The organism is Euryarchaeota archaeon (assembly GCA_016207515.1).
Lineage (GTDB): Archaea > Thermoplasmatota > SW-10-69-26 > JACQPN01 > JACQPN01 > JACQPN01.
Genome location: JACQPN010000002.1, coordinates 1 through 17,600 on the forward strand (window position 1 = coordinate 1; position 17,600 = coordinate 17,600).

The window sequence follows — 17,600 nt, forward strand, 5'->3', positions numbered from 1 at the left end:
CGACAGCACCGGATGAGAAGTGGCAGAGCGACATCACGTACGTCAAACTCGGCGACCGGAACTATTACCTCATCACGTTCATCGACGAGTACTCCAGGTTCATCACGTACTGGGAACTCCTCAATCGGATGGATGGGAACTCGGTGAGCCTGGCGGCTGAGACGGCCCTCAGCCGCCTCGACCATGGGAAGACGCCCGTCATCCAGACCGACAATGGAAGCGGTTTCATCAGTCGGGATTTCAAGATCGTCCTCACTCGCCGCGGCATCACGCACACGAGGATCCGGCCCCACACGCCGACCGACAACGCGTTCGTCGAACGCGTCGAAGGAACCGTGAAGACCGAACTATTCCTTCACGAGCCGGAGACGCCGGAGGTCGCACGGGTGCTGCTTGAGGGGATAATCCACCGGTACAATCACGAACGACTCCACAGTGGGATCGACTACCTCACGCCCTGGACCAAGTATCGGGGAAACCCGGATGAGGTCCTCGAACAGCGGCGACTCAAGCTCGCCGCCGCGAGGCAAAGGCGGCGCGAGAAGAACATGCAACGCCGTCAATCACGCTTATACGTCAAACAAGGAATATCAGTCAGGCGGGAAACGGAACCGTCCAAAAATCAAGGGACCGATTTGTCCCACTTACGCTGAAACGGTACAAAGATAGTGGTCAAATGCACCCCCGCCGTCTTGCCGTGGGATGAGTCTCACGGCGGGACGGGGGCGTTGCGAAAATCCCGCAGCCACCTTTCCATCTTCGTGATTAACTCGACGACTTCTCCGATACCCACCATGGTTCCACGGGAGCGACGGGCCCGTGCTTAAAGGCGCCACCCCCAAAGAACAGGGTTCAGGATGTTTTCCTGCCCTTGACTCGCTCTACGACGAGACGTGATCCGTCTCGGTCGATGGTAATCCATAGGTCGTCGCCGGGTTTGAATGGGAATGCGCTGTCGCTCGCAACGGCCTTGCTGATGTAGATGAGCATTCTGGCGGACTCGTAGTGCATCAGTTTTCCGGGGCCTTCCAAAGACATGGGCTACATGGAACGAAATCGACCGCTTGAGCCATTTTGAGTAATAGGTTTGACCAAAAAGGGGAAGAACCTGTTTGAGTATGGCCGGGTGGTGTTCTTGGTGAGACAACCGCAAACCCGGGTCCGACGCATCATAGGCTTGACCACGATAGGCCTCTTCTTCATCGTCCCAATAGGGATCGCGAGTACGGATACGGTCACGTACTCGGGCGTTCGGACGAGCGACCTCTTCCCCGACGAGCAGCGCATTGATCTGTATGTTACCGTGACGGGGGCGGTCTCTTGGAAACTGGGAAACGCCACGATCCCGCCCGGAGGAAGCACCACCACTATGTTGGAGCCAAGCCCCCGAAATCTCACATTCACCGCCGACTACAGTATCCACCCCGCTTGTTGTCCGCGGGGTGCTATCGATAGCACCAAGACATTGCCCGAAACGACGCCCATCGGCTGCCACGACACCTCTTTCACCGATAGTGGATGGACCATCACTCTGACCCTCTGTGGCACCCTCCGGGCCACCCCAAGTGCCACTTTGGGCATCGTAACGCCTCGCGCACTCCAATGGGACTCGAATTGGGACGCCAAGACGCTGAACATCTCCACAGAGGCCAATGCCGAGGACAGGCAAGTCGTGAACTTGACTGTCCCGACCTTCTATGATTTTAGCGTCCGGGCTAAGGTCAGTGGTTATGGGGCAAGCTGGCAATCCCCTACCCTTGTGGTGGACGCGATTCCTAGTGACCATGAGATCCAAGAGCACTACATCGTGACCCCGGCAAGTCCCGCGAAGACCCCTACCAATACCACGCTGCCTGAACAGAACGCGGGCGAAACCACTGTGACGACCCCGTTCACGGATTCGTCGCCACAACCAAACGGGGTTCAAACGCGACCGACGCCAGGTGTTTCGCCCATAATCGTAATCCTCGGACTCGGCACCATGGCTTACTATGCCTCTAGGCGCCGAACCTAACACCCCCCGAAAAGTGACAAGGGCGCGAAACTGGCGGTTGCCCCCCGATAATGGGACAGAACCGCCACCCCCCAAGGATAATGTATGCCCACCCTGTTGGGCGCTCAACGCCGCGTCGAGGACCGATCCCACCATGAAAGTCAACGAGATATTCTACTCTCTTCAAGGGGAAGGGGCGCACGTCGGGCTCCCCACGGTGTTCGTGCGCTGCACGGCCTGCAATCTCCGTTGTGCCTGGTGCGACAGCGAGTACTCGTTCTACGAAGGCAAGGACATGGAGCTCGACGAGATATTCCGGTCGATCTCGCATTACCCGACGAGGCACATGTGCTTCACGGGTGGCGAGCCGCTCCTCCAAAGGGACGCGTTGGACTTCATGATGCAAGCGCTCGATCGGGGTTACGACATCGTCCTCGAGACGGGGGGAAGCCTCGACATCTCCGCCGTCGACAGGCTGACACCGCGGGAGAAGGTGATAATCTCGCTTGACGTGAAGTGCCCGGCGAGCAAGATGGAGCAGATGAACCGGTGGAAGAACATCCCGATCCTCCGTGCCCACGACCAGTTGAAGTTCGTCGTCGCCGACGAGACGGATTACGCATTCGCCCGCGGCGTCATCGCGAAGCATCCGTCACGGGCCCGGATACATTTCCAACCCGTTTGGGGGAAGGGATTGAAATGGCTCGCCGAGCGCGTGTTGGCGGACGGCATCGAAGCGCGCGTCGGCACACAGCTCCATAAGCATATCTGGGGAGAGGCTAGGGGACGCTAGGCGTCTTTCCGTCGACGCTTTTGCGAAGCAAAAGGGTCGCTCCACAAGCATATCTGGGGCGAGGCGCGGGGGCGGTAGGACGCACGTTCGGCGACTTGCGAGGCGCCGTTCTCGGCCACGATAGTCTTTTGGTCCCACCCCGCTTTTTTCGCATCGATTGACAGCGCTACTCTACCTAGACGAACCGCAACGCAGGACCTGCAACGCGAAGGTCGAGGCCATCCGTGGCGTTTCCTTTACGTTGGACAAGACCATCTTCTCCCCCGGGACCTCCTTGTACCGTCACCCGCAACCGCCCGACCGTGGCGAAGCGTGGATCGGCGGCGACAAGCGTCGGCTAAGCCGCATCTCGTGGCGGCGCGACGAGCTTCTCCATGCGTTGGACGGCGCCGTGCCGAAAATCGGCGATACGCTGCGCCTTCATCTTGACGTGGAAAGGCGCGAGAGGATCGAACGCACGCACACCGCAATGCACCTCATCCTCAGCGTCATGTGCCGAACCACCAAGGTCGTCCTTACGGAAAGCGCCCACGTCCAAGGCGGCGGTCATTTCGCGATCCGTATCCAGCGCGTCGGCTTCAGCCCGGCGCTTGCCGCAAAGTGGTTGGAGGCCGCCAACGGTTTCGCGGCCAAGAAGCTCCTGGTGAGGATCGAGTACCGGACGCGGCCCGCGCTACGAGACGTGGATGCGCAATGCTTTTCCGACGAGGTCACGCACCCTGGTCCGGAAGAGGGACTTCGTATCGTTCGCGTCGGAGACGCAAGTGCCCTTCCTTGTGATGGGACGCTTGCCTCGACCACCAAAGGGATGGGAAGGGTTGTTTTGCAATCGGCGCGGCCTGGTGTGGGCGGCGTCAACCTACAGTTCCGGGTCCTCGATTGACCACGCTTTCCTTCTCATCGGCCTGGGCCCGTTTTGTCCGGCGTAGAAGCTCGAACAACGAAACGACGAGCAGGGTCTCAGTGATCTTTGTGATGACGCCGGGCGCTTCGAACGGCTCAGGCCCGGGTGGATGGGGTCCCACGGGCACGCCGATGAGGCGCGTGTAGAAGTAGAGGGCGATGAGGAACAGGTTGCCGAGGATGCCGGTCCAAAGAAGAAGCACGTTACGCCGCGCGTTGCGGCCGGCCAACGTCCCCGCGCTCCCCGCCTCGAAAAGGAGAAAAGCGCCGAACAAGAACTGCGCAAGCGACGTAATGATGAAAAAGACGCCATAGACGACGCCTTCGTCGAAATGCTCGCCTGTGACGCTCGTGTGGATGAGGCCGGCAAGCATGGAGAGCGTGATCGCGGCGCGAACGACGACGAGATCGGAGTATTTCTCGAACATCCGAGGGTCCAAAGCGGCGCGACGACCAGCGCCTCTGGCGGTAAGATGCCTTCATAATACTTATCCCCCGGCATCGCTTGCCAGGGTCAGCATGTCCGTCGAGGAGAAGATCAAGGACCTTCGCTCGCGCCGGGAGGAGCACCGGGAAGGCGGTGGCGCCGACAAGGCCGCGGCCCAGCACGAGAAGGGCAAGTTCACCGCCCGCGAGCGGATCGAGAAACTACTGGACCCCGGCACCTTCGAGGAACTCGACGCCTTCGTCATGCACCAGGTCTCGCGCTTCGGGATGGACAAGAAGAAGGTGCTCGGGGACGGCGTCGTGACCGGCTACGGCCGGATCGACGGCCGCCTCGTCTACGTCTTCGCGCAGGACTTCACGGTCTTCGGTGGGTCCCTTGGAGAGATGCACGCGAAGAAGATAACGAAGGTGATGGACCTCGCGCTGCGTAACGGCGCCCCGGTGATCGGCCTCAACGACTCGGGCGGGGCCCGGATCCAGGAGGGTGTCGACAGCCTCGGCGGCTATGCGGAGATATTCTTCAGGAACGTGCTTGCGTCCGGTGTCGTGCCCCAGATCAGCGCGATAATGGGCCCGTGCGCGGGGGGCGCCGTCTACAGCCCCGCCATCACGGATTTCACGTTGATGGTGAAGAACACGAGTTACATGTTCATCACGGGCCCCGAGGTCATCAAGTCCGTGACCAACGAGGAGGTCACGTTCGAGGAACTCGGCGGCGCCATGACGCACAACACCGAGTCCGGGGTGGCTCACTTCGCGTGCGAGGACGAATCGGATTGCCTCCAGACCATCCGCCTCCTTCTTGCCTACGTGCCTCAAAACAACATGGAGGACCCGCCGGCGCTCGTCCCCAAAGACCGGCCCGACCGGGAGGACCTGGAACTCGCACGGATAGTACCCGATGAACCGGACCGGCCGTACGACGTCAAGGACGTGATCGGGCGGATCGTCGACGACGGCGAGTTCTTGGAGATCCAGGAGCACTGGGCGCGAAACATCGTAATCGGGTTCGCCCGCCTCGACGGGCACTCGGTCGGAGTGGTCGGCAACCAACCGAAGCACCTCGCCGGGACCCTCGACATCGCCGCGTCGACCAAGGCGGGACGTTTCGTACGCTTTTGCGACGCGTTCAACATCCCACTCCTCACCTTCGTGGACGTCCCAGGCTTTCTCCCCGGCACCGCCCAGGAGTATGGAGGCATCATCCGGAACGGGGCGAAACTCCTCTACGCATACTCGGAGGCGACCGTCCCAAAGATCACGGTCATCACCCGTAAAGCCTACGGCGGTGCCTACGATGTCATGTGCAGCAAGCACATCCGCGCCGATTTCAACTTCGCCTGGCCGACGGCGGAGATAGCGGTCATGGGCCCAGAGGGTGCTGTCAACATCATATTCAGGAAGGAGCTCGACGCTGCGAAGGACAAGGACAAGGAGAGAAAGCGCCTGGTCGACGACTATCGTCACAATTTCGCGAACCCCTACATCGCCGCCGAGAAGGGTTACATCGATGAGGTCATCGAGCCGAAGGAGACGAGGACGAAGGTCATCCGCGCATTGAACTCGCTTCTAACGAAGACGGAAGAGAGACCGAGGAAGAAGCATGGGAACATCCCCCTCTAAGCCAGTAGAACTTCTGGGGCCGGTCCGCCCGTCGCTGCCCTCGGCCGGGGAGGCTGCGTTCCGGCAGCATTCTTAGGAGTAACGTCGATTCCCTCCCGATTCTCATGGCCCGCCTCGTCCGTCACCGATTGTTGCTTCGCAACCTGCACATCATCTACTACCTGTTCCTGGCGCTCGGGTTCCTTAGCGTCCTCATCCTCGCGCTCACGCTTCGCGGTGGCCTCCAGCCGGCCGAAGCAAATTTCCTTCGCATGCTGGACCTTCTCGCGGTCGCGGCATTCGGCGTCGCCTTCGCGGGCAAGATCCTCGCCACGGAGCGTCCCCTCGGGTTCCTGCGCTCGCGCTAGTTCGCGATCTTCGGCTTCCTGCCTATAACAATCGTCGTCCTCGTTCCCGACGGCTTCTACCTCATCGTCCAGGTCCTCATCGTGATTTCCAGGTTCGGGCAAGCGCTCGACCGCGCGTTCGGCGTGCGCGTCGGTCATGCCATCTACTCGCGTTACAAGGCGGTGATAGTCGAGGACCTCACCGAGCCCATCCTCGACAGGATGTTCCATGTATTGCAGGTCAACCTGCGCGGGGGCCGGTACGCCGAATCGGTCGGTCGCGGAATCGATTCGAGCCGCGGTCAAATCCACGCAGCCGTCACGCGGGCGATGAAGGCGAGCCCCAACCTTTCGACAGTATCGCGCATCTCCGGGATGGAAAGCTTGATCCACACGGTCGTCGACGAAGCGCTCACAGCCACGGTCGCAACACTCGTTTCCGACGAGATCAACGTGGCCATCCAGCGTTCAGTCGACCAGACGTTCGAGGACCTCAGGAAAAACGTCCGGGACCCGAAGTGGAAGGAAGTGGGCGTCGGCCTAGGCGACGTGGGGCGCGCGTTCGTCAAAGGCCCGGCCTAGGCGCCGCAAACCCGGGGGTCAGCGTACAGAACATGAGACACGTTTTCCGTGCACGCTTTTTTCCGCCCCCGGCGGAAAAAAGGGTGCTGCCTCTCAGTTCGCCCATCAGTCATCATGGTTCAGCGGTCTGTTTTCATCATCGAGGCACAGCTACATTGCAGGTCTTTCTATAAGTGGGCACCGGCCCCTCAGCGAGGCCCTAGATAACTGGTGCATCGATTGAGTATCGATAGGATGTGTTTCAGGCAGTTCCTTCGGCCAGACTCGGGTTGCGCGAGTCACCTCGTCTCGTGCCAGTCTTTCGAGACGGCCGCGATAATCGAGCCCGATATGGACATCGACCGTTACATCCGTGAAGCCGACGAGGCGGGGGTCCGGATCGATTACGTGATCGACACGCACGTCCACGCCGATCACTTGTCGGGGGCGCGCTTGCTTGCCGAGAAGACGGGCGCGAGACTGCTGATGCACGAACTTGCGCCCGTGAAGTTCCCGTTCCAGAAGATGACGGACGGTGACATCATACGCCTTGGCAACACGTCCTTGAAGGTCATGCATACGCCGGGGCACACGCCCGAATCGACGAGCCTCGTCGCAAGCGACAAGGCGAGGATGCGGCATTTGCCGGGCGTCGAGCCGGGCCCTTGGTTCGTCCTCACGGGAGACACGCTTTTCGTCGGCGACGTCGGACGGCCGGACCTTTGGGGACCCGAGGGTGCTCCGAGGATGTTCGAGACGCTTCACGACCGGTTGATGAAGTTGGAGGACGGCGTCGAGGTGTACCCAAGCCACTTTTCTGGGAGTGCCTGCGGGGCGTTCATGAGCGGGAAGCCATCGAGCACCATCGGTTTCGAGCGGCGGTTCAACCCGGCGATGGCCGAGCCGGACGAGAAGCGGTTCGTGAAATGGCTTCTCGGCCACACGCAGCCCGCGCCGCAGGTTTTCCTCGACAACGTCAAACGGAACCTCGGCGAGGCGTAGCCACTGGCGAACGTCCGAGGCGCGCCACCCGTCTTGGGATTACGTGCGAATCTTCCCCAGTTCACGCTGTTCGTCGTCATCAACGGTTTTGTCGGTGCCATGGTCGGTCTCGAACGCGCCCTCCTGCCGGTCCTCGGGGAGGAGGAGTTCGGCGTCGAAAGCAAGCTCGCTATCCTCGCGTTCGTGGCAAGCTTCGGGCTCGCGAAGGCGCTCTCGAACCTCGTCGTGGGGTCGCTCTCCGATATCCACGGCCGACGGCCGCTTCTCATCGCGGGCTGGCTCTTGGCGCTTCCAGTGCCGTTTCTCATCTACTTGGCGCCCGATTGGAACGCGGTGATCGTTGCAAACCTGTTCCTCGGTGTCCACCAGGGTCTTTCTTGGAGCATGACGATCGCCAGCAAGATCGACCTCGTGGGCCCGCGAAACCGCGGCTTCGCGATGGGCCTCAATGAATTCGCGGGGTACGCCTGTGTGGGCCTCAGCGCGGCCGTCTCGTGGTACCTCGCTGGGGCGCTCGGCCCGCGCTCCACGAGGCGGGGGCCCGCGCCTCCGAGCCCTCCCGGCTTCGCGACGTGTTCGCGCGCGTCTCTTTCAAGGACCGGACGCTTTTCGCCGCCAGCCAGGCGGGGCTTGTGAACAACCTTAACGACGGGATAGCGTGGGGCCTTTTCCCGCTTCTTCTCCTCTCGCGTTCCGCTTCACCGGAGACGATCGGCCTCGTGGCCGCCGCCTACCCGTTCTCATGGGGCGTCCTCCAACTCGTCACGGGTCCATTGTCGGATAGGGTGGGACGCAAGTGGCCGATTGCGGTCGGTATGATCGTGCAGGCGGCCGGCATATGGGCGGTCGTGCTTGGTTCGGGGGTCGCCGCGTGGCTTATCGGCGCACTTCTCTTGGGATTAGGGACCGCCATAGGCTATCCGACCCTAATCGCCGCCGTGAGTGACGTCGTGAACCCCACGGAGAGGGCGTCGGCCGTCGGCGTCTACCGGTTCTGGCGCGACGCCGGCTTCGTAGTGGGGGCTCTTGGCGTGGGGCTCATCGCGGACACGATGGGGCTCGACGTCGGGATACAGGCGACCGCCGTCGTGACGCTTTGCTCGGGGGTCGCTGTCGCTCTTCTCATGCGTGAGACGCTTCCTGGAAGGACGACCGTGGGATGAACCAGGCTCACAAGCGCCGTGCCCGGGCCCTTGGACACGGGTCGTGGCTCGCGATTCCAGCTCGCGGGATGGTCGGCCCGCGTCGGCGAGCGGAGGATGCCGGGCCGTGAAAAGTGCGGCCCAATAGTCTTAACCCCTATCACTTCGTTGCGGCGTCGCGTGGTAATAGTCGACGACGGCAAACTCCGCCAGGACCTCGGCCTCTTCGAAGCGGTCACCCTCATCATGGGCTCCATGATCGGTTCAGGGATCTTCATACTCCCCGCCGTCATCGCGGCCGGCGTCCAATCGGCGCAGCTTGTCCTTCTCCTTTGGATCGTGTGCGGGCTCCTCACGATAACGGGTGCGCTCACGTTCGCCGAGATGGCGGGCATGTTCCCCCGCGCGGGGGGCCAGTACATCTACCTGCGGGAAGCCTTCGGCAAGAAGGGCGCCTACCTCTACGGGTGGACGATGTTCTGGGTCATCCAGACGGGGATCATCGCGGCCGTCGCCGTGGCGTTCTCCCTTTTCACGGCCGTGTTCTTCCCGATGCCGTCGTGGGCCCAGAAGTTCGTCGCCGTCGGCTGCATCATGTTCCTCACGATCGTGAATTACCTCGGCGTCAAGTACGGCGGGATCGTGCAGAACGTCTTCACGGTGATCAAGACGGGGGCGATAGTCGCGCTCGTCGTCGGCGGGCTTCTCCTTGGTAGGGCGTCGCCGGACGCCTACAATACGTTCCTCCCTGCGTCTCTTGGCGGCATCGACCTCGTGAGCGCTTTCGGGATCGCGATGGTCGCCGCCTTGTTCGCCTACGATGGGTGGCCGTCGGCGACGCAGGTCGCATCGGAGATCAAGGACCCGCAAAAGAACGTCCCCCGGGCGCTCGTCATCGGGACGGCGGCAGTGATGCTCGTCTACGTCGCCGCCAACGCCGTCTACTTCTATCTACTGCCACTTGCCCAGGCGTCCGCCTCGCCGCGCATCGCCGCGGACGCAGCGCAGGCGTTTTTGGGCGAGAACGGGCGGCTCGCGATATCGGCGGCCATCATGCTCTCCACTTTTGGGACGGTGAACGCCTTCATCCTCGCAAGCCCCCGCGTCTACTATGCATGGGCCAAAGACGGCGGCTTCATCGGTTCAATGGCGAGCGTGCACAAGAAGCACGGGACGCCGTGGTATGCCTTGATGCTCCAGGCGATCTGGGCGTCGCTTCTCGTCCTCACGGGGACGTACGTGGCACTCGCGACGATGGTGGTCTTTGCGATTTGGCTCTTTTACATCCCGTCGGTCGTCGCCTACTTCAAGTTCCGGAGGAAGATGCCCGACGCGCACCGGCCGTACAGGACCAGCGGTTACCCCGTGGTCCCGCTCGTCTTCGCAGGGTCTGCCCTTTTCATCTGCGCGAACTTCCTCTTGCGCGGAGGTTCGGCGAACGTCTTCGGTTACGTCGTCCCCATCGCGCCGGCGACACTCGTGCTGATCGCGAGCGGCCTACCCGTCCTGTGGATGGTGAGGCATAAGTTGGTGGACGAAGCGAATCCCATGATGGCGGCCCCAAGCGTCGTCGAAGGGACGACGCCCCCGGCGTCGGAACCGAGCACCGTGACGGCGCTCGATGCGGACGAGATGCCGGTCAGGGTGAGGATAAGGGGGAGTTAGGAGAAAAGACCGGGCCGTTCCCGCGACCCGTCGGCGTTTATTCCTTTATCTTCGCGTCGTACTCGCCGGCATCTATCGCCTTCTGGACCACGCGCGGGTCCTTGCCGTCCACGTTGACTCCCATGGACACGCAGGTTCCGAGCACTTCCTTGACGCGTCTTTTCAGATCCTTTCCCGAGAGGTCGTCCTGTTTCATCTTCGCGACGCGGACTGCGGCGTCGATGTTGATGCTGCCGATCTTCGCGGTGTTCGGGGTTCCGCTTCCCTTCTCGGCGCGGACTTCCTTGAGAACGAGTGCGCTCGTGGGAGGTGTTCCGACGGTGACGTCGAATTCCTTCGTGCCGGCGTCTATGGTGACCTTGACGGGGACTTTCATCCCGTCGAAGCCTTTCGTCTTCTCGTTGATGAGTTGGACGACTTTCACGACGTTCACACCCATCGGGCCCAATGCGGGTCCGAGGGGTGGGCCTGCGGAGGCCTTGCCCCCGTCGACTAGCACTTCGATGACCTGTTTTGCCATACTGTCACGGTTTCCTGCCCCGACCCTGAATGTTACGGGGGAGGCGGGCGAAGTCGCCCGCCCCCCAACCAATAACCGTGAGTCCCCGTGGACGGTTAGTCCACAAGGGCCTCGGCCTCGCCGGGTTTTTGCCCGGCATCGGCGATGAGGAAGGCCGCCCTCGTACCGGGCAGCCGATCCCAGGGATGAAGCAGGCCGACGAAAACGCACGCTGTAGATAAGGGTTTCCGGGGCGTGACCGGCGGGTATAAAGGGTCGACCCCGGGCCAGCCCCTAGTGGGCCAGATACCGGGAGAGTATCTACTTGTAGGTACTTTCCTGATTTAGGCCTTCGTGGCCCGCGTCATGAGGTATTCGAGCCGCACGACGTTGTCGGCGAAGTAGTCCTTCGTCATCGCATCGTACTCCCGCCTCCACTTCTCTAGTTTCACGGGTTCGTTCTTGAGCGCGTTCACGGTCCTTATGAAGGGGCCGCCGTACTGTTCCTGGAAAGTGCGGTAGTGCGAAACGGAGAGCGCCGGCCACGCTCCCGTGCCGCGTTCGAAGTGGATGTCCTTGACCGCGGTCCCGAGCCGTTGTCTCACCATCGACACGTCGCCCCATTGCGGCGGCGGCGCCTGACCGGGTGGCGGCGGCACATAGGCGCCGTTGAGGGCGAAGCTTCTTCCGATGAGTTGCTCCGGTGGCCACGTCGCGAATGCGATGCGCCCGCCGGGACGAAGCACGCGAAGCATCTCCTTCGTGGCGACCTCCGGCCGAGGAGCGAACATGTGGCCGAACTGGCTCAAGACCACGTCGAATTCCGCGTCTCGGTACGGGAGCTTCTCCGCGTCGCCCTCATCCCACTTGATCGAAGGCGTCCCTGCGATGTCGGCGTGATGCTTCGCGCGCGTAAGGAGTTCGGGTGTGAGGTCCATCCCGGTGACCTTCGCTCCCGCGCGGGCAGCCGTGACGGCTACGACGCCCGTTCCCGTCCCCACATCGAGCACCTTTTCCCCCGCCTTTACTCCGGCGAATCTCACGAAATTCCCGGCCACAGGGCTTGTGAACAATTGCGCGATCTGGTCGAAGTCGCCGAGCGCCCACGTTTCCCGTGCCTTTGTTTTGATTTCCGTAGTCGGATCGTTTTCCACAAGAACCACCCGAGGCGGAATCACCCGGGGGGTACTTATGGGGGCCGTCAGGGGCAGGTAACCAATTCAAGCCTGTCGGTGGGGCGGCGGTATCGATCCCGGCGACCGGATCTGCGTCTTTCCTGCGCTCGTCCCGATGGGTTTCCTGAGCTTTCCGTATTTGCGGCGTGGCAAAGTTCGCCTCCGAACATGATGGTCCCGCCGCAAGGTAAAGCCTTTCCCAGGACCTTCCGGTGGAGGAGGTCAGCGCATCCCCTTGACGGTCCACGCCCGCGCGATGAGCGGAATTGTTCCGTCGGCTCTCGTGGGGAGCCGGTCGCGGATAAGTTCGCGGAGCTTCCCGCGTCGCACCTCGTCTAGTCCCATGCAATAGCCGGGCGCAGGCGCCTGGCCTCCGAGAAAAGGCTTCCAGTAATCGTCGAAGTCCCGGAATACCGTGGGTTGGTCGACGTGCGACGTCACGACGCCAAGCAGCCCAGCGCCTTCGAAGACGCTACGCAAGGCGCCGGGTTCGCAGATGGGGAATCGCACAGCCTCGTCGAGCGTCCTTGCGTCCGCGTCGAGGTCGCAGGCGGCGTCCCAGAAATACCGCATGAGTTCCATCTTCCCCGCGTAGTCCCAGACGTAGGCCGCGACGGTGCCGCCGGGCTTCACCACGCGCCGCATCTCGGAAACCGCCTTTCCTGGATCTGGGACGAAGTTCAACACGAGTCCAGAAACCGCGCCGTCCCACGAACCGTCGGCGGGAAGGGCCCGCGCATCGCCGACTTTGAACTCGGCCCGCTGCTCGCCAGAGCCGAGGTGTCGCGTTGCGTGCTCCACATAGGCCTTCGAAGTGTCGATGCCGAGGACTTTCTCCGCGCCCGCTCTCAGGAGGGCTTCCGAGAGAGCTCCGGTGCCGCAACCTACGTCCATTACACGCCCACGACCCACGCCGGCCCAGCCCAGGAATCTTGGCGCAAGGAGCCTGCTCCAGCGTCCGACGTACGGCTCGTAAGAATCGCCGCTCGTCCAGGGATCGGTCAAGTGCACGGGCCGAAAACGTGAATCGGACGGATAAGCGTGATGGCGGCCGGTGGAACCCGCGCTACTTCGCTTCCTTCTTTTGCAAAACGCGCACGTTGTCCCCGCGCACCGTGACCGGGATAGGCACCATCGCTTCGAATAGCTCGACGGTGATCTCTTCCTTCCCTTCATCGATGCGCTGTACTCGCGCCTTCTCGCCCTTGAACGGCCCTTGGACGAGTTCCACGATGTCGCCTTCCGCGATACCGGCGACCGACGGCTTCGGGGTGAGGAAATGCTCGATCTCCGTGAGCTTCGTCGCTCCTTCGATGAGGCCTCGGGCGTGCGGGACGCCTTTGATCATCTTCTCGAACCCCTCGCGGTCGTTGCATTCGACGAGGATGTAACCGCGTAGTTCTGCGGGAGCGAGGACCGCGAGGACAGGTATCCCTTGTTTGGTTGCTTTCGTCACGACCATCTGCGCGACCATCTTCTCCTGGTTGATGGTGGTCTTCAAAGCGTAGATGCCGGCTTGTTCGGCGGCGACGGTTGGGGAATCCTCGGGCATGTGAAGCACCTAAGAAGGGATGAAGCGCGGTAGGAGGGATTTTGTATTTATAGGTTCGGGGCGCGTGGCAACGTCTTAAGCGCCCGCAACCATGGGCGGGTCATGGCCCGCGGCATCGATTCGATCGCAATGGCGAATCTTGAGCAGCACGTTTCCACCGGATTGCCGATGGTGAGGAGCGTCCTGGTCTCGTGCGGCGGTTCGCTCACGTATGAGAAGTACTTCGGCCATGGAAGGGCCGACGAACGCGTGAACGTCTGGAGCTGTACCAAGAGCTTCGTCTCGATGCTCGTCGGGATCTTGATCAAGGACGGCGCCTTTCCGGCACTTTCAGATCCCGTGGCCAAGATCCTTCCGGATGTTGCCAAGAAGTCCCACAAGTCGTTTCGCGCGATCACTGTGCGCGACGTGCTTACCATGAGGATGGGTTACGACCTCGAGTTCGGCGACTACGACGTTCTCGGTACCATCGGTTCACCGCCCACGACCGCTCCCGGGACCGCGTTTTGCTACAACGACGTCGGCCCGCACATCATCAGCATGATGATCTCCGAGGTCACGGGGAAGACCGCCAGCGAATTCGCCGATGAGACGATATTCAAGGAATCGGGGATCGTCGATCCGCCGTGGACTCGCGCGCGCGACGGTCATAGCATCGGCGGCTATGGGCTTCTCCTCACGCCGCGCGAGATGTTGGGGTTCGGCGGGTTCGCCCTCGCGCGGGGACGCGCGAACGGGAAACAACTCGTCGACGACGCGTTCTTCGAGGAATCCATCTCGCCGCAAAGCGATGGCGGTTTTCCGGGCGGGAACAGATATGGTTACTTCTGGTGGGTGAGCGACCGTGGAGGGACGCGCACACACTACGCGTTAGGCTTCGGGGGCCAACTCATCTGTGTCGCACCCGAGAAACAACTCGTGGCCGTCGTCACGTGCACGGACGATTTGGGTGCGGACATCGGTCCAGTCCAGGACATCTATTTCGACCGCATCCTTCCCGCATGTGAATGACCCCTTCGCGGCACGCCCTGTTGGAATTTGCGGCCGCCGCCCATATATACGCGCGATGCCCGTTCCCGGCCGCATGGACCGCACGCGCGTCGGATTCGCCATCGTCGGAGTCGCGCCGCTCCTCTGGGTCGCCGTGAACGTGATGCGAGGCGCTTTCGAGACGCGTCTCATGCTGGCGCTCCTCATCGGCGCGGTCGGTGCCTTCGTTGCGGCTTGGCGCCATCCCGAGAGACCGACCGTGGCCGCCGCGGGCCTTGGCGCCGTGGCGCTTAGCATCCTCCTCTTCTACGATCGGGGGATTTTCCTGACCGGCATCGCCTCCGTCGCTGGAGGTCTAGTGGCCGTCGGCGCCGCCGTGACGGCGGTCGGGCTAGCGCGCTCCACGCGTAGGTTACGACTTGGCGGCGCCGTCGTGGCCGCGTTCGGCGCCCTCGTGTGGATTGCGACGGACGACCTCGCGTGGCAGCCTGGTAACGTCGCGGCGGCCATAGGATGGATCGTGGTGGCGGCTGAAGCGCGATGAGCTTTTTCCAAGGCGATCCGCACCCGGGCCGTTCGACGAGTGCGCAGTGCAGCAGTTTCGTCAACGTCTTCCCAGAAACCCTTATTACTCCTGCCGCCTCCTGTAGACCGAGATGAAGCGCCGTTTCACGGTCGTGATTGAAAAAGATCCGGGCGGCGGCTATGTGGCCTCCGTCGCGGAACTTCCTGGTTGCCATACCCAGGGCGACACGCTCAAAGAACTCCGCGCCAACGTGAAAGAGGCGATAGAATTGTATCTTGAGAACGAGGACCTCGATGCGAAATTCCCCGAATTCGTGGGGATCGAGCGCGTCGCCGTAGCCGGCATCGACCGGCGAGGACGAAGCGCACGCTAGTGCGCGTCGAGGTCACGGTGTGAGTGGGTTACGACCTCTACCGGCTCGTAGGGTTCTCCGAGTTCTTTCGGCCCTCGGCTTCGTCGAAATTGGTCCGCCGGCAGCCACATCAACTTGAGGCCGCCCTGCGGCCGGATGGTAGTGGTAGCGCCGTAAACGCGACCGACGTCAAGGGTTGATCCAGGTCTCCCAATGGTCATCCGTATCTGTTCACCGGCGTTCCGGTAACTAGATCACGGACACTTCACAAATGGGAAAAGTTCTCTCGACGAAGCAGGCATGCCGGGTTCGCCACATGCATCGTTTGAGGCCTCGCTAAGGCCCACCACGTTTCTAGCCCTTACATGGTGGTAGAATACGTTATCTGGCGTAAATGTAAGATCAAAGGAAATGGCTCCGGCGTTGCTATTGGTTGCTATCAGGCTCGTGTTGTACGTTGTTATGGAAGGCCCAACGCTCCCGATGAGGATCTCATTTCCGTCACCTCCGATTCGATAAATCCGGTAGCCCAGGAGACCCACGCCTCCCGTGGCATTTGGGGCCGCCCAGGATAGGGTGATTTGAGAAATGCTTGTCGACGCCAAGGCTGGCCCTTGTCCAAATGCGACGGGCGTTGCCGTCAAGTTCCATGGTTCTGAGGGCCGAACTGGTGCGACACCGTGGACCGTGGTTCCTGGCCCTGTCCCCTCCAAAGTGACCGCTCGCACCTCATAGTAATTCGACTCGCCATCGCCCAAATCCTTGTCGCGGTAGGACAACGTGGTGCCGATATCCGCGAGAAGCGTCATCGCGTCCGGCGAGGAGCCTCGAAAGATGTGGTAGCCGGTGATTGCATGATTGTGACGGAGGGGCTCCTGCCAGGAGAGACTGACTTCCCCTCGACCAGAGCCTGTTTTCGCAGACAGATTTCCCACGGGATCCAAAGCCTGGTTTGCGGGATCGTACACAACGATATCCCTCAGGCGTTGGTACGCGTCGTTCCCACCAATTACATATGCGACGCCGTCGCCCCAAACCGCGCTCGTTAGGTCCACGGCGCGTGGCAAACGATCATTCGTCAAGCTGACGAGTCCGGTACTTGGATCGAACCGCAACACGTCCCACAAATGTGACCCTGTGCCATTCCCTCCGAAAACCAATGCCTCCGTTCCCGTCCACACGCCGCTAATGTGCCGGCGACCAGAGGGAAGGTGGCTCGACAAACGTTCAACAGCGCCACTCGATGGTTCGAACCTGATGATTGTTGCCACGGGCCCAATCGCGTCTTGGCCGCCAAGCATGTACGCGTATTGACCGTCCCAAACCGTTGCTCCGAAATCGTTCCCCTCGGGCAAGGTTGACGAGAGTGTGACGACCGTGCTGGTATCCGGGTCGTACCTCAGTATCGTAGGTTGCGGAACTCCGCCAACGTGGCCACCTAGGAGGTAGATGTATTGCCCATCCCAAAAAGCGCCCGCGCCGTAGGTCCGATTAGGAAGGCGAATGGGCACGAGAGTCAGAGAATCGGTCACTGGGTCGTACTGGAATATCTCGTCAAGAGGTCGGCCAAGCGTGGGCCCGTAGCCGCCAAGCACGAAGATTTTTGAACCAGCGGTCACCACTGCAGGATACTCTATGCTGAATGGCAAATTGGTGGCCGTTGCACTCAAGCACCCGGGCGGCTCGAAATACCATATTCGCTGCATGATGCCACCGAAAACGTACGCGCGGCCGTCGAACCAAGCGGCCCCCGTTGCATCGTTCGGTAGCGGTAATTGGCATTCAGACAGAACCGTCGAGTCCGCTTTGCCGGTGGGCACAATCGCAAACGCGGCCTGGGCCACGACTATTACGACTATCCAAGTCGCTTGACGCATCCGTTTGGATTTCAAAGACGCCCCCTTCACAGCCCCAGAAGGAGTCGGCGAGTAGGTAGATAAGCATTATGGCCCGGAATGGACGTCCATCGGACGCCTTACTATAGGCTTTCCGTGCGCGACGTTCTCAGGGGAAGGCGCGTTCCGGTGCGGAACCGTCTTTGCCTAGGAGCT

Annotated in this window: 19 protein-coding genes and 1 pseudogene; 13 read left to right on the forward strand and 7 right to left on the reverse strand. The window is 61.6% G+C overall.

Going from position 1 to position 17,600, the window contains the following annotated elements; genetic code table 11:
• Positions 1–653, forward strand: a 653-nt coding sequence (locus HY556_00505) for a transposase family protein (protein ID MBI4392265.1), incomplete at its 5' end; no start/stop codon positions are given.
• Between the two features lie 199 nt (positions 654–852).
• Here the strand turns inward: HY556_00505 and HY556_00510 are convergent.
• Positions 853–1,038 (reverse strand): hypothetical protein, encoded by a 186-nt coding sequence (locus tag HY556_00510; protein MBI4392266.1) that lies wholly within the window; start codon positions 1,036–1,038, stop codon positions 853–855.
• Between the two features lie 100 nt (positions 1,039–1,138).
• Here HY556_00510 and HY556_00515 point away from each other — a divergent pair, with 100 nt between their 5' ends.
• From HY556_00515 to HY556_00525, 3 genes are all read left to right on the forward strand, one after another.
• Positions 1,139–2,014: a hypothetical protein gene (locus HY556_00515; protein ID MBI4392267.1), complete on the forward strand. Its 876-nt coding sequence runs from the start codon at positions 1,139–1,141 to the stop codon at positions 2,012–2,014.
• Between the two features lie 133 nt (positions 2,015–2,147).
• On the forward strand, positions 2,148–2,786 hold the full coding sequence (locus HY556_00520) for a radical SAM protein (GenBank protein MBI4392268.1): 639 nt from the start codon (positions 2,148–2,150) through the stop codon (positions 2,784–2,786).
• Between the two features lie 157 nt (positions 2,787–2,943).
• Complete coding sequence (locus HY556_00525; GenBank protein MBI4392269.1) at positions 2,944–3,669, forward strand: hypothetical protein; 726 nt, start codon at positions 2,944–2,946, stop codon at positions 3,667–3,669.
• Here HY556_00525 and HY556_00530 read toward each other — a convergent pair.
• Positions 3,641–4,129 (reverse strand): hypothetical protein, encoded by a 489-nt coding sequence (locus HY556_00530; GenBank protein ID MBI4392270.1) that lies wholly within the window; start codon positions 4,127–4,129, stop codon positions 3,641–3,643. The two genes, HY556_00525 and HY556_00530, sit on opposite strands and share 29 nt — an antisense overlap.
• A gap of 79 nt (positions 4,130–4,208) precedes the next feature.
• On the opposite strand from HY556_00530, the gene HY556_00535 reads away from it, so the two are divergent.
• The 6 genes and pseudogenes from HY556_00535 (at position 4,209) to HY556_00560 (ending at position 10,455) form a co-directional block, all read left to right on the forward strand.
• Positions 4,209–5,759: an acyl-CoA carboxylase subunit beta gene (locus tag HY556_00535; protein MBI4392271.1), complete on the forward strand. Its 1,551-nt coding sequence runs from the start codon at positions 4,209–4,211 to the stop codon at positions 5,757–5,759.
• A gap of 104 nt (positions 5,760–5,863) precedes the next feature.
• Entirely contained in the window at positions 5,864–6,106 is a 243-nt protein-coding gene (locus HY556_00540; GenBank protein ID MBI4392272.1) for a hypothetical protein, read from the forward strand.
• Between the two features lie 81 nt (positions 6,107–6,187).
• Entirely contained in the window at positions 6,188–6,667 is a 480-nt protein-coding gene (locus tag HY556_00545; GenBank protein MBI4392273.1) for a hypothetical protein, read from the forward strand.
• 234 nt (positions 6,668–6,901) lie between these two features.
• Complete coding sequence (locus tag HY556_00550; protein ID MBI4392274.1) at positions 6,902–7,648, forward strand: MBL fold metallo-hydrolase; 747 nt, start codon at positions 6,902–6,904, stop codon at positions 7,646–7,648.
• A 99-nt stretch (positions 7,649–7,747) separates the two neighbouring features.
• A pseudogene (locus HY556_00555) lies at positions 7,748–8,811 on the forward strand (MFS transporter).
• A 159-nt stretch (positions 8,812–8,970) separates the two neighbouring features.
• Positions 8,971–10,455 carry an amino acid permease gene (locus HY556_00560; GenBank protein ID MBI4392275.1) on the forward strand — a complete coding sequence of 495 codons (1,485 nt, stop codon included), beginning with the start codon at positions 8,971–8,973 and terminating at the stop codon, positions 10,453–10,455.
• A gap of 37 nt (positions 10,456–10,492) precedes the next feature.
• Here the strand turns inward: HY556_00560 and HY556_00565 are convergent, their stop codons facing one another.
• The 4 genes from HY556_00565 to HY556_00580 all read right to left on the reverse strand — a co-directional run bounded on the left by HY556_00565 (position 10,493) and on the right by HY556_00580 (position 13,681).
• Positions 10,493–10,975, reverse strand: a complete 483-nt coding sequence (locus HY556_00565) for a 50S ribosomal protein L11 (GenBank protein MBI4392276.1) — start codon at positions 10,973–10,975, stop codon at positions 10,493–10,495.
• Positions 10,976–11,298: 323 nt separating this feature from the next.
• A complete protein-coding gene (locus HY556_00570) occupies positions 11,299–12,108 on the reverse strand; it encodes a class I SAM-dependent methyltransferase (protein MBI4392277.1) in 810 nt (269 codons plus the stop codon).
• A gap of 243 nt (positions 12,109–12,351) precedes the next feature.
• Entirely contained in the window at positions 12,352–13,305 is a 954-nt protein-coding gene (locus tag HY556_00575; protein ID MBI4392278.1) for a class I SAM-dependent methyltransferase, read from the reverse strand.
• Positions 13,196–13,681 (reverse strand): transcription elongation factor Spt5, encoded by a 486-nt coding sequence (locus HY556_00580; GenBank protein ID MBI4392279.1) that lies wholly within the window; start codon positions 13,679–13,681, stop codon positions 13,196–13,198. The genes HY556_00575 and HY556_00580 overlap by 110 nt, the downstream gene beginning before the upstream one ends.
• A 102-nt stretch (positions 13,682–13,783) precedes the next feature.
• Between HY556_00580 and HY556_00585 the strand changes: the two genes are divergently transcribed.
• The 3 genes from HY556_00585 to HY556_00595 all read left to right on the forward strand — a co-directional run bounded on the left by HY556_00585 (position 13,784) and on the right by HY556_00595 (position 15,570).
• Entirely contained in the window at positions 13,784–14,692 is a 909-nt protein-coding gene (locus HY556_00585; GenBank protein ID MBI4392280.1) for a beta-lactamase family protein, read from the forward strand.
• Positions 14,693–14,765: 73 nt separating this feature from the next.
• Positions 14,766–15,215, forward strand: coding sequence for a hypothetical protein (locus HY556_00590; protein MBI4392281.1), 450 nt, complete (start codon positions 14,766–14,768; stop codon positions 15,213–15,215).
• Positions 15,216–15,327: 112 nt separating this feature from the next.
• Positions 15,328–15,570 (forward strand): type II toxin-antitoxin system HicB family antitoxin, encoded by a 243-nt coding sequence (locus HY556_00595; protein ID MBI4392282.1) that lies wholly within the window; start codon positions 15,328–15,330, stop codon positions 15,568–15,570.
• A 233-nt stretch (positions 15,571–15,803) separates the two neighbouring features.
• On the opposite strand, the gene HY556_00600 is transcribed toward HY556_00595, so the two are convergent.
• Positions 15,804–17,441: a hypothetical protein gene (locus HY556_00600; protein MBI4392283.1), complete on the reverse strand. Its 1,638-nt coding sequence runs from the start codon at positions 17,439–17,441 to the stop codon at positions 15,804–15,806.
• Between the last annotated feature and the right edge of the window lie 159 nt (positions 17,442–17,600).

Excerpts from the sequence above, each read along its gene's own strand:
- HY556_00510 (MBI4392266.1), bottom strand. The coding sequence starts at position 1,038 with ATGTCTTTGGAAGGCCCCGGAAAACTGATGCACTACGAGTCCGCCAGA.
- HY556_00520 (MBI4392268.1), top strand. The coding sequence starts at position 2,148 with ATGAAAGTCAACGAGATATTCTACTCTCTTCAAGGGGAAGGGGCGCAC.
- HY556_00535 (MBI4392271.1), top strand. The coding sequence starts at position 4,209 with ATGTCCGTCGAGGAGAAGATCAAGGACCTTCGCTCGCGCCGGGAGGAG.
- HY556_00540 (MBI4392272.1), top strand. The coding sequence starts at position 5,864 with ATGGCCCGCCTCGTCCGTCACCGATTGTTGCTTCGCAACCTGCACATC.
- HY556_00550 (MBI4392274.1), top strand. The coding sequence starts at position 6,902 with ATGTGTTTCAGGCAGTTCCTTCGGCCAGACTCGGGTTGCGCGAGTCAC.
- HY556_00565 (MBI4392276.1), bottom strand. The coding sequence starts at position 10,975 with ATGGCAAAACAGGTCATCGAAGTGCTAGTCGACGGGGGCAAGGCCTCC.
- HY556_00575 (MBI4392278.1), bottom strand. The coding sequence starts at position 13,305 with ATGAAGGGAAGGAAGAGATCACCGTCGAGCTATTCGAAGCGATGGTGC.
- HY556_00580 (MBI4392279.1), bottom strand. The coding sequence starts at position 13,681 with ATGCCCGAGGATTCCCCAACCGTCGCCGCCGAACAAGCCGGCATCTAC.
- HY556_00585 (MBI4392280.1), top strand. The coding sequence starts at position 13,784 with ATGGCCCGCGGCATCGATTCGATCGCAATGGCGAATCTTGAGCAGCAC.
- HY556_00590 (MBI4392281.1), top strand. The coding sequence starts at position 14,766 with ATGGACCGCACGCGCGTCGGATTCGCCATCGTCGGAGTCGCGCCGCTC.
- HY556_00595 (MBI4392282.1), top strand. The coding sequence starts at position 15,328 with ATGAAGCGCCGTTTCACGGTCGTGATTGAAAAAGATCCGGGCGGCGGC.